This is a genomic window from Aurantivibrio infirmus (genome assembly GCF_054767315.1).
In genome coordinates this window covers 469702-485859 of record NZ_BAAFSK010000004.1, presented here as the reverse complement: position 1 = coordinate 485859, position 16158 = coordinate 469702, and the positions used below count along the sequence as shown (strand labels likewise).

Annotated in this window: 14 protein-coding genes; 6 read left to right on the top strand and 8 right to left on the bottom strand. The window is 43.8% G+C overall.

Annotation, left to right across the window (positions count from 1 at the left end; translation table 11 throughout):
• Nucleotides 1–63 precede the first annotated feature (63 nt).
• On the top strand, nucleotides 64–1551 hold the full coding sequence (locus ACYUCY_RS11635) for a tripartite tricarboxylate transporter permease (protein WP_460226657.1): 1488 nt from the start codon (nucleotides 64–66) through the stop codon (nucleotides 1549–1551).
• The gene (locus tag ACYUCY_RS11630; protein ID WP_460226656.1) at nucleotides 1548–2072 is read left to right on the top strand and encodes a tripartite tricarboxylate transporter TctB family protein; all 525 of its coding nucleotides are present in this window, start codon (nucleotides 1548–1550) and stop codon (nucleotides 2070–2072) included. The genes ACYUCY_RS11635 and ACYUCY_RS11630 overlap by 4 nt, the downstream gene beginning before the upstream one ends.
• Nucleotides 2073–2081: 9 nt before the next feature.
• Here the strand turns inward: ACYUCY_RS11630 and ACYUCY_RS11625 are convergent, their stop codons facing one another.
• A complete protein-coding gene (locus ACYUCY_RS11625; protein ID WP_460226655.1) occupies nucleotides 2082–2963 on the bottom strand; it encodes a hypothetical protein in 882 nt (293 codons plus the stop codon).
• 321 nt (nucleotides 2964–3284) lie between these two features.
• Between ACYUCY_RS11625 and ACYUCY_RS11620 the strand changes: the two genes are divergently transcribed.
• Nucleotides 3285–4790 (top strand): amidohydrolase family protein, encoded by a 1506-nt coding sequence (locus tag ACYUCY_RS11620; RefSeq protein ID WP_460226654.1) that lies wholly within the window; start codon nucleotides 3285–3287, stop codon nucleotides 4788–4790.
• Nucleotides 4787–5083 carry a hypothetical protein gene (locus tag ACYUCY_RS11615; protein ID WP_460226653.1) on the top strand — a complete coding sequence of 99 codons (297 nt, stop codon included), beginning with the start codon at nucleotides 4787–4789 and terminating at the stop codon, nucleotides 5081–5083. The genes ACYUCY_RS11620 and ACYUCY_RS11615 overlap by 4 nt, the downstream gene beginning before the upstream one ends.
• A gap of 163 nt (nucleotides 5084–5246) precedes the next feature.
• Here ACYUCY_RS11615 and ACYUCY_RS11610 read toward each other — a convergent pair whose 3' ends face one another.
• The 5 genes from ACYUCY_RS11610 to ACYUCY_RS11590 all read right to left on the bottom strand — a co-directional run bounded on the left by ACYUCY_RS11610 (nucleotide 5247) and on the right by ACYUCY_RS11590 (nucleotide 11556).
• Nucleotides 5247–6266, bottom strand: coding sequence for a serine hydrolase domain-containing protein (locus tag ACYUCY_RS11610; protein ID WP_460226652.1), 1020 nt, complete (start codon nucleotides 6264–6266; stop codon nucleotides 5247–5249).
• A gap of 252 nt (nucleotides 6267–6518) precedes the next feature.
• Nucleotides 6519–8591 (bottom strand): outer membrane protein assembly factor BamB family protein, encoded by a 2073-nt coding sequence (locus ACYUCY_RS11605; protein WP_460226651.1) that lies wholly within the window; start codon nucleotides 8589–8591, stop codon nucleotides 6519–6521.
• Between the two features lie 364 nt (nucleotides 8592–8955).
• Entirely contained in the window at nucleotides 8956–9912 is a 957-nt protein-coding gene (locus tag ACYUCY_RS11600; RefSeq protein WP_460226650.1) for a hypothetical protein, read from the bottom strand.
• Nucleotides 9913–9974: 62 nt separating this feature from the next.
• Nucleotides 9975–10946 carry an NAD(P)H-dependent flavin oxidoreductase gene (locus ACYUCY_RS11595; protein WP_460226649.1) on the bottom strand — a complete coding sequence of 324 codons (972 nt, stop codon included), beginning with the start codon at nucleotides 10944–10946 and terminating at the stop codon, nucleotides 9975–9977.
• Between the two features lie 361 nt (nucleotides 10947–11307).
• The gene (locus tag ACYUCY_RS11590) at nucleotides 11308–11556 is read right to left on the bottom strand and encodes a hypothetical protein (RefSeq protein ID WP_460226648.1); all 249 of its coding nucleotides are present in this window, start codon (nucleotides 11554–11556) and stop codon (nucleotides 11308–11310) included.
• A 485-nt stretch (nucleotides 11557–12041) separates the two neighbouring features.
• Between ACYUCY_RS11590 and ACYUCY_RS11585 the strand changes: the two genes are divergently transcribed.
• On the top strand, nucleotides 12042–12920 hold the full coding sequence (locus ACYUCY_RS11585) for a 3-oxoacyl-ACP synthase III family protein (RefSeq protein ID WP_460226647.1): 879 nt from the start codon (nucleotides 12042–12044) through the stop codon (nucleotides 12918–12920).
• Nucleotides 12917–13819 (top strand): helix-turn-helix domain-containing protein, encoded by a 903-nt coding sequence (locus ACYUCY_RS11580; RefSeq protein WP_460226646.1) that lies wholly within the window; start codon nucleotides 12917–12919, stop codon nucleotides 13817–13819. The genes ACYUCY_RS11585 and ACYUCY_RS11580 overlap by 4 nt, the downstream gene beginning before the upstream one ends.
• Nucleotides 13820–13922: 103 nt before the next feature.
• On the opposite strand, the gene dapE is transcribed toward ACYUCY_RS11580, so the two are convergent.
• Nucleotides 13923–15059, bottom strand: a complete 1137-nt coding sequence (gene dapE / locus ACYUCY_RS11575) for a succinyl-diaminopimelate desuccinylase (RefSeq protein ID WP_460226645.1) — start codon at nucleotides 15057–15059, stop codon at nucleotides 13923–13925.
• Nucleotides 15060–15116: 57 nt separating this feature from the next.
• Entirely contained in the window at nucleotides 15117–16151 is a 1035-nt protein-coding gene (dapD, locus tag ACYUCY_RS11570) for a 2,3,4,5-tetrahydropyridine-2,6-dicarboxylate N-succinyltransferase (RefSeq protein WP_460226644.1), read from the bottom strand.
• Nucleotides 16152–16158 lie beyond the last annotated feature (7 nt).

Genomic DNA, 16158 nt, shown 5'->3' with positions numbered 1-16158 from the left:
AAAATAAAGTTGATCGGCAAGGCAGCTTGTCGCGACGTAATCGTTAATAAAAGAAAAAAGTTTATGTTTGATTCTGCCATCCAGGCTCTACAAATTCTTACTCAACCCGACCATTTTCTATTTCTTTTCCTTGGCGTGGTGGTTGGTTTGTTTATCGGAATTTTACCCGGACTTGGCGGCATGGTAGGTATGGCTCTATTGATGCCACTTACTTATGGCATGGATCCCGTTTCAGGTGTGGCCATGCTTATTGGTTTGGGTTCGGTTATTACGACCTCGGATACGTTTCCCTCCGTCCTTATGGGGATTCCTGGTTCTTCTGGTTCGCAAGCGACAATCATGGACGGTTACCCACTTGCCCAAAAAGGAGAGGGTGCTCGCGCACTGAGCGCAGCGTTTATTTGCTCCCTTGTCGGCGGAATAATTGGCGCACTCATGTTGTCGGCGATTTTACCTTTTGCTGTGCCAATTGTATTAGCGCTCGGAACGCCAGAGTTGTTAATGATCACACTCTTGGGCTTGGGTATGGTTGCCGTATTGAGTGGCCGCAACCCGGTCTTAGGTTTGTTGGCGACAACAATGGGTTTGATTTTAGGTTCTTTTGGTACCGCACCAACGTCTGCGGTTTATCGTTTTACTCTCGACACAGACTATCTGCTTGATGGTGTAAAGCTCACTAGCTTAGCGATTGGGTTGTTTGCGATTCCTGAATTTATTGCCTTGCTTTCTAAAGGTGGTGCGATCACCGATAAGAAAACTGATTTGGGTGCGGGTTGGATGCAAGGCCTTCGCGATGTAATGAAAAATAAATTACTCGTCGTGCGTCATGCTTTAATCGGCGCCGGTATTGGTTTTATTCCGGGCTTGGGAAATGCAATTATTGATTGGATTAATTACGGCGTAGTGATTCGCTTTGCCAAAGATAAAAGCCAATTTGGTAAGGGCGACATTCGTGGCGTAATTGCGCCGGAAAGCGCAAACAATGCCAAAGAAGGTGGGGCATTGATCCCCACCATTTTATTTGGCATTCCGGGTAGTGGCAGTATGGCGTTGTTATTGGCGGCGTTGGTTATTATGGGCGTTGAGCCAGGCCCGGATTTAATTCTCACTGAAGCGGAGTTAGTTTTCGTTATTGTTTGGAGTATCGCAATAGCCAATGTCTTGGGTGCCGCAATTGCATTTATTTTGAGTGGCCCGATTTCCAAACTTGCGGTTATTCCTTTTTATAAAATTATGCCTTTTATTTTGTTGCTAATTTCTGTAGGTGCTTATCAGGCAACAAGCCATATTGGCGATTTGTTTTCATTGCTGGTGTTTGGTGTGATTGGTTGCATCATGCGGCAAACTGGAATTCCCCGTGCACCGATGTTAATCGGCTTCGTGTTGTCGACGCCGGTAGAGCGCTACTTATGGCAAGTCACTAGTCGATACGAGATGGAGTGGTTGACGCGACCGGGTGTATTGATAATAGGCGCTCTTATGGTTTTCATTATCGGCTTTAGTTTGTTTAGTTCTGGTCGAAAAACTAAAAGCGTGGGTGAACAAGAATGAGTGCGAAGCTATCTATGAAGGCAAAAGTGAAAAGTGAAGTCGCACCTTGGGATAAGCGATTATTGTTGTTCTTCGTCGCTGCTTTATTCGTTTTATTTCTAGTCCTTAATCGCGAAGCGAATACCTTTTTACCTGATGCTCGACTGTATCCTTATGTCACGACGATCATGGGTGTTTTTTTAGTCGCCTTGTCCGTTGTTCGAATAATAATGGGAAGGGAACCTAACTTGGACGCGCAGAGCGGTAAAAATCAGGAAGAAACGGAAGAACAAACGCGCAATGCTTACCGAAAAATAGTTGCCTATATGGCGGTTTTTTGTTGTTTTTATTTTTCTATTTGGATTGTTGGGTTCAGGATTTCGGCCGTCGTTTTTGTATTTAGTTTTATCCGCTATTTTGGCCATTCTTATCTTCGATCAACGATATACGCACTTATGGGGCTCGTGATGGTAGAAGCATTAAGTCGTCTGTTGAGTTTAGAATTACCGCCGGGTTTCTGGCATTTACTGTTTGCCGATTAGCTTTTCTGTCTAAGGCTTTGCGCCGTTCTCTATCCATTCGAAAATCGCTTCTATTTCTTTTGCTTCCAAAGGAATGTTTTGCGGCATAAAGCCTGAAGCGACTGCTCCATACAAGGGGCTGTCGGCGGCATTACCGGGTGTAATTAATTTCATGATGTTTTCGTAAGAATCTAGATGCGTGCTCTGCCCATCATGACAAACGCGACACTGTTTTTGAAAAATATTCTCGTTAATCCACTGCCAGTTCGGTTTGGCTTGGAGAGAATTAAGTGCGCCCTCATCAAGCCAGGTATTAACATTGGCTAATAATAGGGCGGGTATTTCAATTGCTGGATGGCTAGCACGATTACTATTAATGATTCGCTGAAGCTCGTCGTCTAAATAATTCGATAAAGCGTCATAGTTTTCGTTGCTGCTAAAATCTAAGGCGATAATTCCTGGGTTTTTGTTTTCAGCATGACAGTCCGCGCAATAGTTACGAATAACGTTTTGGTTGATCCACTGCCAATCACGATCTAACACAGCATTATTACTGGCGCCATGGTAAATCCAAAAGTAAAGAATATCTTTCTCTTCTGAACTTAACTTGGGTCTATCGCCTTCAGGCATTAAGTCGACATTGGCGAAAGTAAATAATGCGCTTTTAATTGGATGGCCGGGAACGACGAGGCGCAACACTTCGTCATAGCTCGTTAGTTTGTAACCCCCCTCCAAGCGGCCAGAGGCAAGTTCGTCGTTGTGGCATAAAACGCAATGTGTATCCAGGATTTTTTTAACACTCGACCAGCTATAGTCAGGTGAATCTTGCTGAGCAATGGCGATAGTTGTGAATAAATTCAGCGAGACAGTCAAAAGAAACAAATATACAGCTGAGAAGATTGATTTCGGCATAGAGTTCCGGGCTTGGTGCAAGAGTTAGCTGTGGTAAAAGATAGATGCTGAGTTTAATATACTCAACGCAATGACGACCAGTTCGTGTTTTGTTTTTGATAACGCCAATGAGAAAGTTAAGCTGGCTTATTGTTTATTATTCAGTGTAGTGATTGTCGCAATAAGGACTCTAATTATAGAGAATTGAAAAGTAAATTTAGTCGGTTAATTTTTTGTGCCTACAATTAATTCGTTTTCAAATTGCTGTATCTCAAAATAAAGTTAAACATACATTATATTCCGATCAAATCTTTCGACTAATAATATAAAGAGGGAAAGCCAATGTGGATCAGAAAATGGGAAAAAGATGAAAAAGACGGCATTGAGTCGCCTATCCCCACGCAGTTAGTGTCCAACGAAGAGTTTATTCCGCCACCTCAAACTAAACAACAAAAACAGTGGCAAGATCAAATCGATGCAATGATTGCGGAGAATGCAAAAAAACTTAACATGTCGAAACGTAGTTTTTTGCGCTCATCGATGGGTTTGGCAACGGCCTTTGCCGCTTACAATACAGTTTTTGGTAATACTTGGGATGTTCATGCCGATGAGCTAACCGATGCGGCTGCCATTGAAGAAAAATTTCCTAAAGGGGAATATTTTGTTTTTGATGTGCAAGCGCACTTTACCCAAGGCTATGCTTTGAATTTCCGCAATAATGAAGCAATGAAAAATATGGGCTTCAATCTTGATAATTCTGCAGAGGCTTATTCATTTAATAATTTTATTAAAGAAATGTATTTGGATAGCGAAACTAGCATGCTGGTTATCTCTGGAGTGCCCGGAAAAGAAATTAATAAGGGTGAAGATGGAAAAGTTCTTGAGGGCAGAGATCGTTCGCGGGGTTTGCTACCTAGCTGGTTGATGTCGGAGAGCCGCGACAAAATCAATAATGGTGCGGGTTCGGTTCGCGCTTTATGCCAAGGTAATTGCGCACCGAATCATTATTGGGATGCGAAAAATCGCCGTATCAATGAGGAGCAACTGTTCGAGCAGATGGATCGTGAGGTAAACATATACGGTATTAATTCTTGGAAGTGGTACTGCCATACCGATCCAGGACGCTCTGGGAACGGCTTTCAAATGGATGACGAAGGTATGACCTACACGTTTTACGATAAAGCCCGTGAGCTTGGAATGAAAACCTTTAGCGTACACAAGGGCTATTCCGCGCAGTCTCGCACTTTAGGCCATTTAGCCCACCCCAAAGATGTTGAGAAAGCGGCCTTGGATAATCCCGATCTCACTTTCATTATTTATCATTCCGCGATCAAAGATACGCCCACTGAAGAGCTTGCAAATAATCCAGAATTTTTTAATCGCGCCACTGGAGATTTCCCTTGGCACAGCGACCTAATTGCATTGAAGGAGCGCCACCCCGACGGACTGAAAAATGTCAACGTAGAAATTGGATCAGCGTTCGGCACGACGGCGATTGTTAGCCCTGAAATGTGTATGCATTTGATTGGTAAAAACATTAAGGCCTATGGTGTTGATCATGTCATCTGGGGGACGGATTGTTTATGGTGGGGTTCACCACAATGGGTTATTGATGCCATGAAACGTTTCCAAATTTCGGATGAATTGTGTGAGAAATTTGGCTACAGCAAATTAACAAAACAAGATAAGGCTAAAATCTTCGGTCTAAATGCCGCGAGAATTTATGATATTGATGTCGATGCCCAATTAAAAGCGATTCCCAATGATATGCTAGCGCAAGCGAAAACACGCTATCTGGCGGCGGGTGGTCAAACCGAAAATAAAGTTCACGGTTGGGTGCGAGCATGATGTCTATGGTAAATAACTCTGCTGTGGGTGATCCCGCTAAGTTTGAATCCTCGTCGTCGACACCCACTGACGAAACTGATTTGGCCTTGCGTTTTTATGTGTCCGAGCTGAGCGATGACAAAGTTACTCAATATCGACAAGCCTGGTCTCAACAAGAACTGATGGATTGGTGTGGGGATTTTCGTTCGGATGGTGCACTGATGCTCGTGTGTTGTGAGCGAGACGTAGAGGTAGAAGACTTTCGCGAAGTGTTGGAAGAATATATCGCCTATCGCGGTTTACCACTCCGATAAAATCAAGACGACATGTTTTTCTGGTTAATAATGAATAAAAATACTCGATAAATGTAAGCTGCGTCTCTATATAGAGACGCAGTTTTAATTAAGGGGCATTTTTTTAATTCTTCGATGGGATTTTATTTTTTTAATTTTTGATATTTAATCTTCTTGTTCAATGCTACTGAGTAGCTTCAATAACAGCCGACTCAACGAGTCGATAAGCCGCACGCGTATGAAAGCGTCGTTGTGGACCGGGGATACTACTCGAAGTAACAACAACGACAATATTTTCTTCCGGTACTAATAGAATAAATTGCCCTCCATAACCCCAAGCGTAGGGCGTTTCGAAGCCCGCCGTATCGCGTATCCACCACCCGTAACCGTAATGCCGGCCCTGTCCGCGGGGTGACGCAACTCGTTGTTTAAGTGATTCACTAATCCATTCTGATGAAATAACTTGTTTGTTTTTATATCGACCTTGGTTTAAATAGAGTTCACCAAAAGCCAGCATTTGTCGCGGTGTTAATTCCATATCATTACCGCCAAAATAATTCCCCTGCGGATCTTTTGGCCATGCTCCAAGATACGTTTCCATTGGTGAGAACAAATATTTCCGTGCAAAATCCAGCGCGTTCAGCTCGCTAGAGCGAGCGACAGCTGTCGCCAATAGATGAGTGTTGCCGGTGCTATAAATCATTAAACCATCGGGTTCGTCATAAAACGGTTGCTCAAGGGCAAAGCGAATCCAGTCTTGGCTCAACACCCAAGCACCGTAATTTCGATTGCTCGTAGATTCCAAACCCGATTGCATACTTAACAAGTTGCCAACAGTGATCTTGGATTTTTCCGTATTTCCATTGAGTTCCTTGGTGAAAAATGACGAAATATTCTGGTCCACACCGCTCATGAACTCTCGATCAATCGCTATCCCAACAAGGGCAGAGACAACGCTTTTTGATGCGGATTTTATATTGGCAATATCCGTTGCTTTCTTGCCATTAAAATATTTCTCTAAGACTATTTCTCCATCTCGACTCACCAATAAACTATACAATCGCGGCAAGCTATTTGCTGAATTCAAAGTGTTTTGCCAACGTTTGGATGTTTCCTGGCTATGGGCAATAGGCAGATACGCCAAAAAAAGGAAAATGTAAAACGCGATGCTTTTGTTTGATTTAGATAAGCTATTCAGTTTCATATCGTCTCGAAATGCATGTTTTCGGAATAGTCATAGAAAGGTATGTTGATAACCAAAAAAAGACTGATTGTAAAGTGGCTGTACATCTTAGCCTTGGCTTGTACGTTTCTGTCAGTTTAATGAGTCTTCATTAGAATCGTGAAGGGCTTCTAACGCGACCCGGAGATGTGACCCTCCGGGTGGTTATTTTTATTGTCTTCTAAACGCATTGTTATCGTCGTTAGTTGCGAGTAATGACGAGACCCTTGGAATTTATTCTTTCCCTAATTTGGTTGCGACAAATACGGCAACATCTCTAATTTGTTCTGACGACAGTACTGCGCCAAAGGGTGGCATTTTTTCCTTACCATCAGTTGCTGTTGTTGCAACATAAACTGGCGATGCGACGGCGGTAATGTCCGGTCCGACACCGTGACCACCTTGACCGGTTTCGCCATGACATTGTGAACAGGACTGCTCAAAAACTAATGCCCCGGCTTCTGGATTGGCGTCGTCGAAATTAAAACGCGCTGAGCCTTGGTTCTGGTCGAGTGACTCTAAAGTGCCGTCCAGAGAAAACAGCCAAACATTGTCACCCCCTTTGGAACCCGCAAAAAGATTTCCTGCGGCGTAAACCACAACTTTTTGTTTGCCTTTATGTTCGAAGGTTGTCGCTGTTGCATTGACACCGGCGCCGGTTTGGAATTCCCATAATATTTTGCCATCACGAGAATCTAAGGCTTGTAGTTGGCCTTCGTTGCGACCGACAAAGACTAAATCGCCTGCCGTGTTGATTGATCCACTCCAGCAACTATCCTTCCAGCGCTGACTCCAGACCATTTTATTGGTGCGCATATCAAAGGACGCGAAAATTCCGTTTAAAGGAATTTGCGTACTGCCGAAGCGACCACCCATGTAATGTTTACCTGCCGTCGGTTCTTCTTGTTCGCCGTTGGCGGTAAAAAATCCCATGCGATCATTAGAACAAATATATAAATGACCACGTTCTGGATCGTAAGAGCTCGGTGGCCAATTGGTCCCACCCAAGCCATTAGGTTTTGACACGACTGGATCTTCCCAGAAGGGAGTGAAAATTCTGCCTTCATTAATTAATTCGTAGCCCGCGGGAGCAATGTCGATGTGGTGAGGAATGACGGGGTCGCCAATTGGAAAGGGCTGAGTTGGTGATGTCATTTGTCGAGGTTCTTGGGGAACAGGTTTTTCTTCAATGCCAATTAACGGTTCGCCATTGGTTCGATCAAGAATGTAGGCCCATCCAGTTTTGCTTACTTCCGCTAAGGCCTTACGCATTTCGCCTTTGTACTCTATATCGAAAAGCACGACGGGACTCGGTGAATCAAAATCCCAAAGATCATGGTGTACTTGTTGGAAGTGCCAGCGATATTTTCCAGTTTTTACATCTAAGGCAACAATAGAAGAGGTAAATAAATTATCACCGGGGCGAACAGCTCCCAATAAGTCTGGGCCTGGGTTGCCGGTCGAGAAATAAATTAAACCAAGATCAGGATCGACGGCCGGTGTTTGCCATACTGTGCCGCCACCATGTTTGTAGGCGTCGCTGTCCTGAGGCCAAGTGTCGTGACCGAATTCACCAGGACCTGGAACCGTGTAGAAAGTCCACAGTAATTTTCCGTCGTCAGCGTCATAAGCTTTAACGCGTCCGCGGGTTGCAAATTCAGCACCGGAAAAACCAGTGATTACCATGCCGTCATAATAAAGAGCCGCACTTGTAATGGTGTAACCTTCTTGCCAATTTTCCGCTTGGATAGACCAAACTACGTCACCGGTTTTTTTATCTAGGGCGACTAACTTGCCGTCCAATTGGCCAAGAAATATTTTGTCTTCGCTTAGGCCAACACCACGGCTCGACCAACCGCAGCAGACGGTGTTGATGGCAGAGTCGAGGCCAGACTTATAGACCCACAGTTTTTCTCCAGTCTCCGCGCTTAATGCGAATACATCATCAGCACCGGTGGGAATATAAATTATGCCGTCTTCAACAATGGGTTGAGCTTCGCCGGAATAGGGAGGGCCGACACCAGAGCCATCCAAATGAGTCAGCCATTCACCTTTCAAGTTTTTGACGTTTTCTGTATTGATTTCTGTCAGCGGAGAATAACGCTGGTTATAAATATTACCACCGTTAGTTATCCAGTTTTTTCCCGGTAATTGCACCAAAGGATGAGAAGATAAGACCGAGGTCGTAGTAGTTTCTTGCGGGTCTGATGACTGTGGCGTTTGCTCTTCATCAGTAGCGGAATTGTCGCTGCAAGCGGCCATCAAGATCAGGCTTATGAGTGAAATGGATAATTTTGCTAATCGCATTGCTAGAGTCTCACTTAATTTATCAGCGGCAAGCCGATGTTTTTTTAATTTTTATTTATAGTTTGGTATAAGGTTGAGTTTTATAACTCGTGTTTAAAAGCCACAAAATAGGCGTTTACTCAACTAATGGAGCCGGAAATTTGTGATACAAGAGATTAACAGGTCTTTTGGGAGCGCACAGTTATTTTTTATTAATGGGAAACATCTAAGGAATTGAGTCAGAAGATGTGCTGCTTAAGTGAGGATTTTCGCTTCGATCGTTGAAATTTTCCAGACGGGTTAAAAGACAACGCTTACTAAAATATTCAAGTTGGTAAGCATTGTCGAAAACTGATTTAAATATCCAAATTGCTACTCTAGAAGTTTATTCAATAGTTTTGCCAAGTTGCTTCGCGTCTTCTTCGTATTTTTTATAAGAGTTCTTAACGATTGAGTGATTAAGAATGCATTCAGCAACCAAGTCATTAGTTTCTTCGTCGTAGACTTTCGTTAAGGTCCAGCGAGATTCGACACGGCGGCTTTCGCTTAAGGCCACGATTTCTCTTTCTAGTCGATAAGGATGGTTTACGAATAACGGCCCTTTAATAAGTTTGATTTCTTGATCAGCAAACAATCCCACGGCTGGTCCTTTGATGGGATACTCCGCCGTTCGGGAAGTATATTCAACTAAGACACTAATCATTTCGAAAGGAATAATTGCCCGACCCCAAGGAGAGCTACTGCCACCTTCTTGCGTGTACCAAGGCGTCGTTTCGGTAATTTTTTTCAATTTATCATTCAAACTGAAAGGATAAAGATCTCCCATGTGTTGATCGAAATCCATGATCGCTTTTTCCGGTGTCTTACCCTTCATGCCAACATGACAGTCGGACAAAATCACTAACTGTTCCGAAGGTCTTAAATTAGCTCGTCGACGATCTAATTCACTTTCGCCATGATTCGGGCCGATACCAGCGGTACCTGTTAGAACCGGTGTCCCATCTTTTTTTTCTGCCCAGATTTTACAAATCTGTTTGTTGTCGCTTAGTTCGGCAAATGCTCTTACTTCTTCGCCTTCGACGACCATGTTTTGGTAGTGCGAGCTTATGCAGCCGGTTTCAAACCAGGCATCGCCAAAAATTTTGTGGAGCAAAGGAATAAATAAGCTGAAATGAGTTGGCCCTTCGATCGGTGCTCCGGAAAAACCCAAGTCCTCTGCCATTTTGTCATCGTGAATGGATACATGGCCGTCATAGGTTTGGTCGCCAAGCATTTGTCGCGGATGACGAAAAGGGCCACAAATTGAAAATTCTGTATTTGGGAATACCGTTTCAGAAGACATTAAAAATCAACTCCGTATTTTATTTATATATACTTATTTTTTATCGATCTAATTAAAAGCCATTAAGCGAATTTGTTCAGGCGGTTTTTGATGATGTCGTCCGCCTCATGCATTATTCGATCAATCAATTCTTTAACGGTAGGAATGTCTTCAATTAAACCCGCAACCATTCCGCAACTCCACGCCCCAGCTTCCATATCGCCTTCGCGCATAATTTTTGGATAAACACCGCCAACATATTGCACAATGTCCCCGAACTCGATGTCAGCACCTTTTTCTTTTTCTAAGGCAACTAATTCCTCTACTGCACTATTTGTCATTACGCGTTCGGTGTTTCTGAGATTCCGCATGACTAAACGCGTATCCAGTTCAGATGCTTTTAAAATAGCGTCTTTAACATTTTGATGGACGGGTGCTTCTTGCGTCGCTATGAAGCGCGTTCCCATATTGATGCCATCTGCCCCCAAGGCGAGAGCCGCAACCATTTGTGAAGCGGTGCCCATGCCACCAGAGGCTACAAACGGAATCGTTAATTCAGCAGCGGCGCGAGGCAATAAAATCATGTTGGGAATGTCATCTTCGCCGGGGTGACCACCACATTCGAAACCATCAACGCTTACCGCATCACAACCAATTTTCTCTGCTTTTAGAGAGTGACGAACAGAGGTGCATTTGTGAATGACTTTAATGTCCGCGCCTTTTAATGCATCCATATATGCTTCGGGGCTGCGTCCGGCCGTTTCTACAACTTTAATTCCACCTTCGATAATCGCTTTGATATAGCCGGGGTAGTCAGGTTTTGCCATGCCGGGCAAAAAGGTCAAATTTACACCAAACGGTTTGTCCGTCATCCCCTTACAGCGTTCAATTTCCTGGGCCAGTGCGTCTGGGTTGGGTTGAGTTAGCGCGGTCAAAATACCGAGGCCGCCAGCATTGGCAACGGCCGACGCTAACTCCGCGAGCCCAACGTAGTGCATTCCACCCTGAATAATGGGGTGTTCGATACCGAGTAGTTCTGTAATTCTTGTTTTCATTGCCTTTGTCTCGTCTCGTGGTTGGATATATTCGAGGTCTTAAACCAAGATTTGGTCGGTTGGAGGGGCGAGGATTATATCAGGCATAACGCGTTTTCGAATGTTTTGACTTTCCTATCTTGGCGATTACCGGAAAAATCATTCTAGGCATATATTAGGGCTTGTTGCTTATTGGGAAAGGACCAAGATTGCTAAGCCTCATCTGAATAAGATGTGTGGGTCCGATAACTGGGCACTGCTGTTGGGTAGTGGTGGATGTTGGGCTTTTTAACAAGCACGTTGGTAGGAGATTTGGAGGCCTATGAGGTGCTAACGGGCGTTGGCACCGCACAAACCTGCCTGCTCGTCACTGAACGAGCACTTAGTCGAAATGTTTGTTTAACAGTTCCCGCAATTCGGTAACTTGATCTTCGATAATAATGGAGTAGTGATTGCGTGCTTGTGGGCTTAAAACGCAATCATTGGAATCTATCTGTGATTGTGCCGAGCAAAGTGCATGAAGTTTATCCACAGCGAGAAAAATTTGGTCCTCTAAATTCGCATCATTTTGAATTCCTTTTTCAGCCGCATTGGGTTTACTCGCGTTATCTTTGTCGATGGACTGCAACATAATACAAACTTCCTTCATCTTATAACTTTAATTTTCGTTTTATTGAGATATTAGATCTGAATTATCTAATAGGTTCGAGACGGCGAATATCTTCGAATAAACACAGCTTAAAACTGACTTTTTTGTCAAAAAACGGCACTGATTTTTCAAGAAATAGTCTTGATCTGAGCTTATGGTTCAGTGGTTTTGTGTCAAGCAATAACTTTTTTTTCATTTCATGTGCGCATCTGTTCGGGGGGTGGACGTATCTGTCCTGTGAATTCAAATGCCACTTTAAATCGTTGAGTGCCAATGTTTAGGGGGCCTCAGGCGCCATGACTATTCTCTGGTTTTTCTTGTTCACAAAACCAGGGGTAAATGTTATGGAAACTTTAGGAGTTACAAAAGTCGCAGGTGTTGGTTCTTATCTTCCAGCTCAGTCAGTAAAATCTGATGACTTAATGGCCGAAGTCAATGCGAGGAGGTTTGGTATAGAGGAAAATTATATGTCCAGTCAAATAGGCATAGTTGAGCGTCGAGTTGCAGAAATTGGTTCTAAGCCATCAGATTTAGCAACTTTGGCGTCCGAATCTGCGCTAAACAATTCTGGTGTCAGGGCAGATGAGATAGACTTGCTGATCTTTGCTGGCATCACTCGAGACTACGATGAGCCTTCTACAGCGCACAATGTTCAGAAGAAACTGGGTGCTGTTAATGCTAGTTGTTTTGATGTCTCAAATGCTTGCTTGGGATTTATGACTGCCTTGTCCGTGGCTGATGCATATATAGCTGGTGGGATGGCAGATACGATTCTGGTTTGTACGGGGGAGACCTCGAGTCAAACGATGGAGGAGTTTCTACCCTTACTTAAATACACCAAAGACAAAAATGAATTTAAAGCCAAGCTCGGCGTGTTGACTATCGGTGATGCCGGTGGCGCGATGATCATCCAGCGTGATGATAGCAACGAGCATGGCTGGAATTGGAAAAAAATTCAGTCGCAAGGGGAGCATTCGGAACTGTGTTATTACACCCGAGGCAAGACAGGAGTGGAAGGGCAAATGGTGATGGATCGCATTTGCGCCATCACTATCAAACGCCATATGGAATTGTTTGAATTAACGAAAAAGAATCTACCTTGGTCGGTAGATGAGGTAGATAAAATTTATTGTCACCAGGTAGGCGCGACGCCTCATAAGCAACTTTTATCTCGTACACATTTACCCATTGATAAGGCGCCGACGTCCTATCAATATTTTGGAAATCTGGCGAGTGCAACGATACCTGTGCTGATGCAACTTGATGCACCTAAGAGAAGTGAGAAAATCATGTTTTTTTGTTCTGGGAGTGGGATTTCGGTCTTTCAAGGAGGAATGAAGTTTTGAATGAATTAATACCGTCATATGCAATCTTTAGTATTGCGGCCTTGCTGGCGAAAATTGGCATACTGTCAATTAATTTTGAAACTATTAAAAAAGCCAATTATTGGTTTTTAAGTTTTTTCGTTGGCTTGTTTGGCATCAATCTAATTGAATTGGTCGGGTTTTATTACCCAAGTGCAGACCAGCTCGCTCTTTTCCTTATTACTCTTTATTACCTTTTTGTCATGCTAATGGCGATGACTTTGTTAGGGATATCTGCGCAAATTGCCGGCAGGTTGAGTAAGAATGTTACGAGAGTGATTCAAGCATTATTGGCGCTAAGTTGTTTGGTGTTGGTTATCCCCGGCGCAGCATTGGCCGGGGTACAAAGTATTGGCTATACCTATACCAGAATTGCTGGGCCATTGTATTGGGTAGTGCAAATTTTACTTGTCGGTGCCTTATTGGCCAGCGTTAGCTTGTTAGCCGTGACCGCTAAATACGGTAAGGATTTGCTTTCGAAAAGAAAAGCAAAAGCGTTATTGGTCGCGATTATTCCCATTGTGGTGGTTTCAGTGGGCGTCGTTATTCTGATGCAATTTGGCTTGCAGGTTACCGGTTCTGTTGTTGGATCGTTTGCGATTTTGTTTTTCCTAATCGTTTTCGTCATTATCGAAAATGAACAAAAGTTATTTGGGTTTTTGTCTTTTGTTCCTGCGACTGCGGAATTTAAGTTAGCCACTGAAGCGCGTTCAGCTCTGAGTAGGGTAGGGTCCGCTGATCTACAGTCCGTTGTCACTTATTTTGAGAAGGCGATCATTAATGATGCCTTAGATAAATGCGAGGGGAATAAAACCTCGGCCGCCGATATGTTAGGTATTTCCAGAACGACATTGAGACGGAAGTTGGAGGCTGCGGCGTGATTGCTTCTGTTCTGAATGGTCTTTATTGAGTGGTTTCAAATAAATTTTCTCGCAGCATAAAATATGCATGCGAGAAAATTTTATTCTAATAAAAATATTATTTCTACTTCATTAATTGTCGTAAACACTCTTCATACACTTGAGATAGTTTATCTAAATCCTCTACCTTCACGCACTCATCGATTTTGTGAATACTTTCATTGATCGGTCCAAACTCAACAACCTGGGTTCCGTAGGTCGCAATAAATCGCCCATCCGATGTGCCGCCAGTGGTTGAAAGTTCCGGCTCGTTTTTTGTGACGGAGCTTATCGCTGTTGAAACGGCATTTACTAATGTTCCTTTTTCAGTAATAAAGGGCTCGCCGCTGAGTTGCCAGTCAATTGTAAAGTCGAGATGATGTTCTTCCAGAATTGTTTGAGTTTTTTGAATTATTTTTTCTTGAGTGAGCTCGGTCGAAAAACGAAAGTTACCTACGATTTTCACCTCTCCCGGAATGACATTAGTCGCACCGGTGCCCCCATTGATATTTGATATTTGAAAACTGGTGGCAGGAAAATATTCATTCCCTTTGTCCCACTCTACATTGGTGAGTTCGGTCAACGCAGGTGCCATGGTATGAATTGGGTTTTCGGCTAGGTGAGGGTAGGCGATATGGCCCTGTATGCCTTTAACTGTCAATTCAAAATTTAAAGAACCGCGGCGACCATTTTTAATCATGTCACCAAATTGTTTCGAGCTTGTTGGTTCGCCAATAAGACACCAATCGACGTGAGTGTTATTTGACTCTAGCCACTCCATGACTTTGACTGTGCCATTTTTTGCGGGACCTTCTTCATCACTAGTAAGAAGAAAACCAATGCGGCCCTTGTGCTTAGGGTTTTGTCCAATAAAATTTTCACAAGCAGTGACCATTGCCGCGAGACTACCTTTCATGTCTGCTGCGCCACGACCGGTAAGTATGCCGTCTTTAATCGTCGGTTCGAAAGGCGGTGACGTCCAAGACTCTTGTGGTCCGGTTGGTACGACGTCGGTATGTCCAGCGAATACAAACAAAGGACCCGAATCTCCCTTTATTGCCCACAAATTTGCAACGTCTTCAAAAGGTAAGGGCTGACAAGTAAAACCTATTTTCTTTAGTCGCTCGGAAATGACTTCCAAGCAGCCGGCGTCTTCGGGGGTAACAGATTGGCGGCTTATCAGCTCGCAGGCTAACGAAACTGTCGGTGATTTACTTGTCATAACCATTTACTTTTGCGTTTATGTTTGAGTTCGGAAATTGAAACAATTTGCTTACGTTTAATTGTTTTTATGAAGTTCTTCATTTAATTCAAATGCGGTTTTATTTGTTTTACATTCTACTGCACCTGATTGTGAGTTCCGCCAAAATAACAAATCTGATTGTCCCGCTAAATCGCGTGCTTTTGCATAGCTGGCGACTTTGCCTTCTGCGTCAAGCATCGCCACTTTCGTTCCTGCAGTGATATATAACCCGGCTTCGACGATGCAGCGATCACCTAAGGGGATACCGATTCCGGCATTAGCGCCGACTAAACATTCTTTGCCCAGACCATTGACGAGTTTGCCACCACCGGACAAGGTTCCCATTGTTGAACTGCTGCCACCTAAATCGGAACCAGAACCAATCATCACGCCCGCGGAAATTCGACCTTCTATCATACCTGGGCCTTCAGTGCCGGCATTAAAATTTACAAAACCTTCGTGCATGATTGTTGTTCCCTCACCTAAGTGAGCGCCAAGGCGCACGCGGGCGGTATGCGCAATTCTCACGCCCGTTGGTACAACATAATTACTCATCTTGGGAAATTTATCGACGCAAGCCACTTCTAGCACTTCGTTATTTAGGCGCGCTTGCAGTTGTCGTTGAGGTAATTCGCTTACGTCAATGGCACCTTGGTTGGTCCAGGCTACATTGGGCAACACGCCGAACAAACCGGTAAGGTCAGTTTCGTGCGGTTTTACTAAGCGATGGGAAAGTAAGTGAAGTTTTAAATAACCTTCTGGGACACTGCTTGGCGCAGTATCAGTTTCCAGTAAGGTGGCGACAACCGGACGCGAGCTGGATGCACATAACGATGCAAGTTCCGCTAATTCAGGCTGATTATTTTTTTCGCATGCAGTTTTTAACGATTGCAATTGTTCTGCACTTGGAATGATTGCTTGATTACCCGACTGGAACCCAAAGACGCTTGCTAATAAATCACATAATTCTGGGGAAGGGTTGAGAAGAGGTTGAGGGTAAAAAACTTCTAACCAATTGCCGGTCGAATTCTGAGTGCCGATCCCTAATCCAAAACTGTAAAGCTGAGCCATGATGTGT

Coding starts and splice junctions, on each gene's coding strand:
- ACYUCY_RS11595 (WP_460226649.1), bottom strand. CDS start 10,946: ATGAAAACAAGAATTACAGAACTACTCGGTATCGAACACCCCATTATT.
- ACYUCY_RS11585 (WP_460226647.1), top strand. CDS start 12,042: ATGTCCAGTCAAATAGGCATAGTTGAGCGTCGAGTTGCAGAAATTGGT.
- dapE (WP_460226645.1), bottom strand. CDS start 15,059: ATGACAAGTAAATCACCGACAGTTTCGTTAGCCTGCGAGCTGATAAGC.
- ACYUCY_RS11615 (WP_460226653.1), top strand. CDS start 4,787: ATGATGTCTATGGTAAATAACTCTGCTGTGGGTGATCCCGCTAAGTTT.
- ACYUCY_RS11605 (WP_460226651.1), bottom strand. CDS start 8,591: ATGCGATTAGCAAAATTATCCATTTCACTCATAAGCCTGATCTTGATG.
- ACYUCY_RS11635 (WP_460226657.1), top strand. CDS start 64: ATGTTTGATTCTGCCATCCAGGCTCTACAAATTCTTACTCAACCCGAC.
- ACYUCY_RS11630 (WP_460226656.1), top strand. CDS start 1,548: ATGAGTGCGAAGCTATCTATGAAGGCAAAAGTGAAAAGTGAAGTCGCA.
- dapD (WP_460226644.1), bottom strand. CDS start 16,151: ATGGCTCAGCTTTACAGTTTTGGATTAGGGATCGGCACTCAGAATTCG.
- ACYUCY_RS11625 (WP_460226655.1), bottom strand. CDS start 2,963: ATGCCGAAATCAATCTTCTCAGCTGTATATTTGTTTCTTTTGACTGTC.
- ACYUCY_RS11610 (WP_460226652.1), bottom strand. CDS start 6,266: ATGAAACTGAATAGCTTATCTAAATCAAACAAAAGCATCGCGTTTTAC.
- ACYUCY_RS11620 (WP_460226654.1), top strand. CDS start 3,285: ATGTGGATCAGAAAATGGGAAAAAGATGAAAAAGACGGCATTGAGTCG.
- ACYUCY_RS11590 (WP_460226648.1), bottom strand. CDS start 11,556: ATGTTGCAGTCCATCGACAAAGATAACGCGAGTAAACCCAATGCGGCT.
- ACYUCY_RS11600 (WP_460226650.1), bottom strand. CDS start 9,912: ATGTCTTCTGAAACGGTATTCCCAAATACAGAATTTTCAATTTGTGGC.